Here is a 3,625-nt window from a genome sequence, read left to right as displayed (position 1 = left end):
GGCTTGCGCCCTCGTCTTGCCGACTCCCCCTCAAGGGGGGAGTGGTGCGTAAGAACCGCTTTTCTTCCCTTCGATTGCGTAACGGCTTGTCCGCGCTCTCTACGCTGCCGCCCCCCCAGCCGCCTTCCCGGCCGGCGCCGCCGCGTCCCCGCCCGCTCGCGCGCGCTGTCGCGGGTGCCGCCCGCCGCCGTTGCGGCAGCTGCATTCGCCTGTGTGGTTTCCGGCATTCTCTCTCCGCCGATATCTCCCATGTATGCCGGCTGCCGGCATGAGCGTTGTGGCGCTTGCCGACCCGCGCCGGCGCCTTTATGGGGGCAGAAATCCCGGCCCGAGAGTATGCTCCGGCCCGGCAACGGCCGCCCGATTTCGTCTCATATGCGGTGAACCCGCACAGCATCGGCGTGCTTGCTGGGGCGATTGGTATAATACGCTCGCATGAGCGCCCGCACCATTGTCTGTCTGCACTGGGGAACTCGCTACGGGCCGCACTATGTCAACCGCCTATACTACGGCATAGCCCGCCACCTGGCTGGAAAATTCAACTTCATCTGCTTCACCGATAACGACACTGGCATTGAGCCTGCCATTGAAACCCGCGAAATAGACTCGCTTGCGCTCGAACCCCACATGCGCTGCACGGTGTGGCTCAAGCTCGCGCTCCTGCATCCGCAGGCTAAATTATGCGGCCGTTGCCTGTTCCTGGACCTGGACTTGGTGGCCCTAAACCCGCTGGACGAGTTATTCGACTACCCGGGCGAGTTCTGCATCATCCACAATTGGATCGAGCGGCGCAAACTCATCGTGCGTCCACGCCCAGACATTGGCAACTCGTCGGTGTTCCGATTCGAGGCCGGTGCCCGGCCCGATGTCGTTGAGCGTTACCTCGCCAACCCGCAGGAGGCACAGGACGGCTTCCCTACGGAACAGGCTTTTCTGACCGCAGCCGTCGGCGAGCACAAAACCTACTGGCCACGGACATGGATCAAGAGCTACAAATACCACTGCCGCCCCATATTTCCGCTTAATTGGGTGATATCCCCCCGCCTGCCGCGCAAAGCCAAATTGCTGGTGTTCCACGGCCGCCCAGATATAGATGAAGCTATCGCCGGCTTCCACGCCCCGTGGCATAAGAAGTTCTTGCCCTGCCCGCAACTGGCGAAACACTGGCGCTGAGTCCCGCCGTTGCCTTCGACCGCCCCCAAGCTTGGCAAGAAAGTTGTAGGCCGCGCCCATGGCGAAGACAAAATTCGGGTCAAGGTTGTCTCGAAAAACGGGGTTGACCGCGCGCATTTCACGGAGCTGCCGAACCGGCACCCGGAGTTGCGGTTCGTCTTCGACCTGCAAACGCGGGACTACGATTGGTTCGTCGTCTATGACGACCTGCCGTCCCGCTACAGCGAGCGGTTGACCCTGGGCAGCGAGACTTTGGCGTGCCCGCCGGAGAATACGATCTTGCTGACCTATGAGCCTTCCGCGGTGAAATTCTACGGCGAGGACTACGTCAACCAATTCGCGCATGTGTTGACCAGCCAGGAGCCGGAGATGTTGCCCCACGCCGGCCGCCGTGACGCGCCGCCTGTGGGCGTATGGAAGTACGGCGGGGTGGAGGACGTGTTCAAACACCCCGCGCCGCCGGAGAAAAGCGCGCAGGTTTGCGTTTTTCTGTCGAATAAGCGTATGCACCAGACCCATACCTTGGGCCGAAAACGGTTCAATTTTTATAACAGCCTGACCGAACTGCTGCCGGAGCTTGGCATCTACGGCAGGGGCTTTCGCTATGTCGAAAAGAAGGCCGAATGCCTGGACCGGTACCGCTACCACATCGCGGTGGAAAATCATATTGCCCCGCACCACTGGACGGAGAAACTCTCCGACAGCTTCCTGGGCTACTGCCTGCCTTTTTATGTCGGTTGCCCCAATGCCGCGGACTATTTCCCGGAAGAGAGTTTTATCGGCCTGGATATAGAGGACCCGCGGGGCGCGGCAGACACGATCCGGGAGGCAATCGCCGGCAACGAATACGAGAAGCGCCTGCCGGCCATTATTGAGGCGCGCCGCAGGGTGATCGAGGATTACAACCTTGCCAATTTCATCGGAGATACGATCTCCGCCGTGACCGGGGGCAGTCACGCCGCGCGGCGCGCCAACAGCTCGCGCCCGCCGCGGGTCCTCAGCCGCCATCTCATCATGCGCCGGAGACCGGCCGCGCTCCTGCGCTACTTGCTCGGCAAACTCCGGTCGCGGCGGCGGAGCAGCAGGCGATACAACAGCAAACGATGGCTGAACGATGGCTTGTGAGCGCGGCCCGGACGGGCCGCCGCCCAATGGCAAATTCTTCCTCTGCCGCGCGGGCGGCGCGGCAGACAATCCGCCCAGGAGCTGGGCGCCCAAGAGCTGAGCGCCAGGAGTTGGCCGCTAGGCCTCTTTTTTGCAGTCCGCGATCATTCGGGCCATCTGGTCCTTGAGCCGGAGTTTCTGCTTCTTCATATCTTCCAGCCGGCTCTCTTCCACGAGCGCGGCCTTCCCGCGTTGCGCCTTGTCAATCCGCTTTTTCAGGTCCTGATGCTTATCGTGCAGTTTCTTGAACGCTGCGCTCTCGGCAAGCAGGCGGTCCACGATCTGCTGTTCCTGTTCAAACATTCGTTCCCTCCGTTGCCGCCCCGAATTCTCCCGTGCCCGGAGCTCCGTCGAACGGCGCCGAATGGCGGGATATCGTGCCGTTTTTCCCCGGCAAAATTAAAAAGGCCCATCTTTCAATGGGCCTGCCTCAAGAAAAGGACTTGGGGGAAAAGCCGGCTTACTGGTTGGACGGCATAAAGCCGAAACCACGGTAGAAGCCCGTGGAGACTTCCTGATCCGTCATGCCCATGTTCATCGTGCTCTTTTTCAGCTCGAACATGCTGACTTCACCGTCGCCGTCAAGATCTACCTCCGCAAAGTGGTCCGCCATCCACGGCTGGAAGCCCTGGAACCGGGAGCCCAGCTTGTAGGCCTTGACCTCCTGCATGCTGATCCCGCCGCTACCGTCGGAGTCCGCCTCCATCATGACATCCGTCCATGGCATGAATCCCTGGGCCGAAGCCCCCAGCGGGATGCAAAACAGCAGTACGGATATCGCCATTAACAGCTTTCTCATCTCTAAACCTCCCTACCCGGCTGGGGAAAAGGACACTTCCGCTTCCCTGACCGGCATATCATTGCGAACAGGCCGAGCCGCACAAGCCCTCCCTAAATACGGGGACAAGGATAACCCCGGGCCGCCGCAAATTCAACATGTTGCCGGGCCGGAATCTCTGCTGGAACCGGGGCCGGCGCAGGGGCCGGGGATTCCGCCCCCGCGAGGGGGGCGCCCGGGGGGCGGGAATGGCATGGCCACGGGGCATGGCTACAGGGCATGGCCGCGGGCGGGTTTCCGCTCGCATCGGCTGGAATATGGGGGATTCGCCGCGGGAGGCCCGCTCTTTTCCCCTCCCCCTGCCACAGGTCCCGCCGGGGCGCGGACGATGCCTCCCGCTACGCCATCCCGGGCGCCGCAACCCGTTACGCAATCGAGGGGAAAAGATTCCCATCCCCGCTATTCCCGCGCATCACTCCCCCCTTGAGGGGGAGTCGGCAAGACGAGGGC

Annotated in this window: 4 protein-coding genes; 2 read left to right on the top strand and 2 right to left on the bottom strand. The window is 62.1% G+C overall.

Annotation, left to right across the window (positions count from 1 at the left end):
* The first annotated feature begins 435 nt into the window (after positions 1 to 435).
* Positions 436 to 1,173 (top strand): glycosyl transferase, encoded by a 738-nt coding sequence (locus tag OXU43_08185; GenBank protein MDD9825131.1) that lies wholly within the window; start codon positions 436 to 438, stop codon positions 1,171 to 1,173.
* 9 nt (positions 1,174 to 1,182) lie between these two features.
* On the top strand, positions 1,183 to 2,298 hold the full coding sequence (locus OXU43_08180; protein MDD9825130.1) for a glycosyltransferase family 10: 1,116 nt from the start codon (positions 1,183 to 1,185) through the stop codon (positions 2,296 to 2,298).
* Positions 2,299 to 2,415: 117 nt separating this feature from the next.
* Here the strand turns inward: OXU43_08180 and OXU43_08175 are convergent, their stop codons facing one another.
* Positions 2,416 to 2,640: a YdcH family protein gene (locus tag OXU43_08175; GenBank protein ID MDD9825129.1), complete on the bottom strand. Its 225-nt coding sequence runs from the start codon at positions 2,638 to 2,640 to the stop codon at positions 2,416 to 2,418.
* Positions 2,641 to 2,797: 157 nt separating this feature from the next.
* The gene (locus tag OXU43_08170; GenBank protein MDD9825128.1) at positions 2,798 to 3,136 is read right to left on the bottom strand and encodes a hypothetical protein; all 339 of its coding nucleotides are present in this window, start codon (positions 3,134 to 3,136) and stop codon (positions 2,798 to 2,800) included.
* Positions 3,137 to 3,625 lie beyond the last annotated feature (489 nt).

The sequence above is a fragment of the Gammaproteobacteria bacterium genome (genome assembly GCA_028817255.1).
In the GTDB taxonomy this organism is placed as follows: domain Bacteria; phylum Pseudomonadota; class Gammaproteobacteria; order Porifericomitales; family Porifericomitaceae; genus Porifericomes; species Porifericomes azotivorans.
This window is presented reverse-complemented; position numbering and strand designations above follow the sequence as displayed.

Excerpts from the sequence above, each read along its gene's own strand:
- OXU43_08185 (MDD9825131.1), top strand. The coding sequence starts at position 436 with ATGAGCGCCCGCACCATTGTCTGTCTGCACTGGGGAACTCGCTACGGG.
- OXU43_08175 (MDD9825129.1), bottom strand. The coding sequence starts at position 2,640 with ATGTTTGAACAGGAACAGCAGATCGTGGACCGCCTGCTTGCCGAGAGC.
- OXU43_08170 (MDD9825128.1), bottom strand. The coding sequence starts at position 3,136 with ATGAGAAAGCTGTTAATGGCGATATCCGTACTGCTGTTTTGCATCCCG.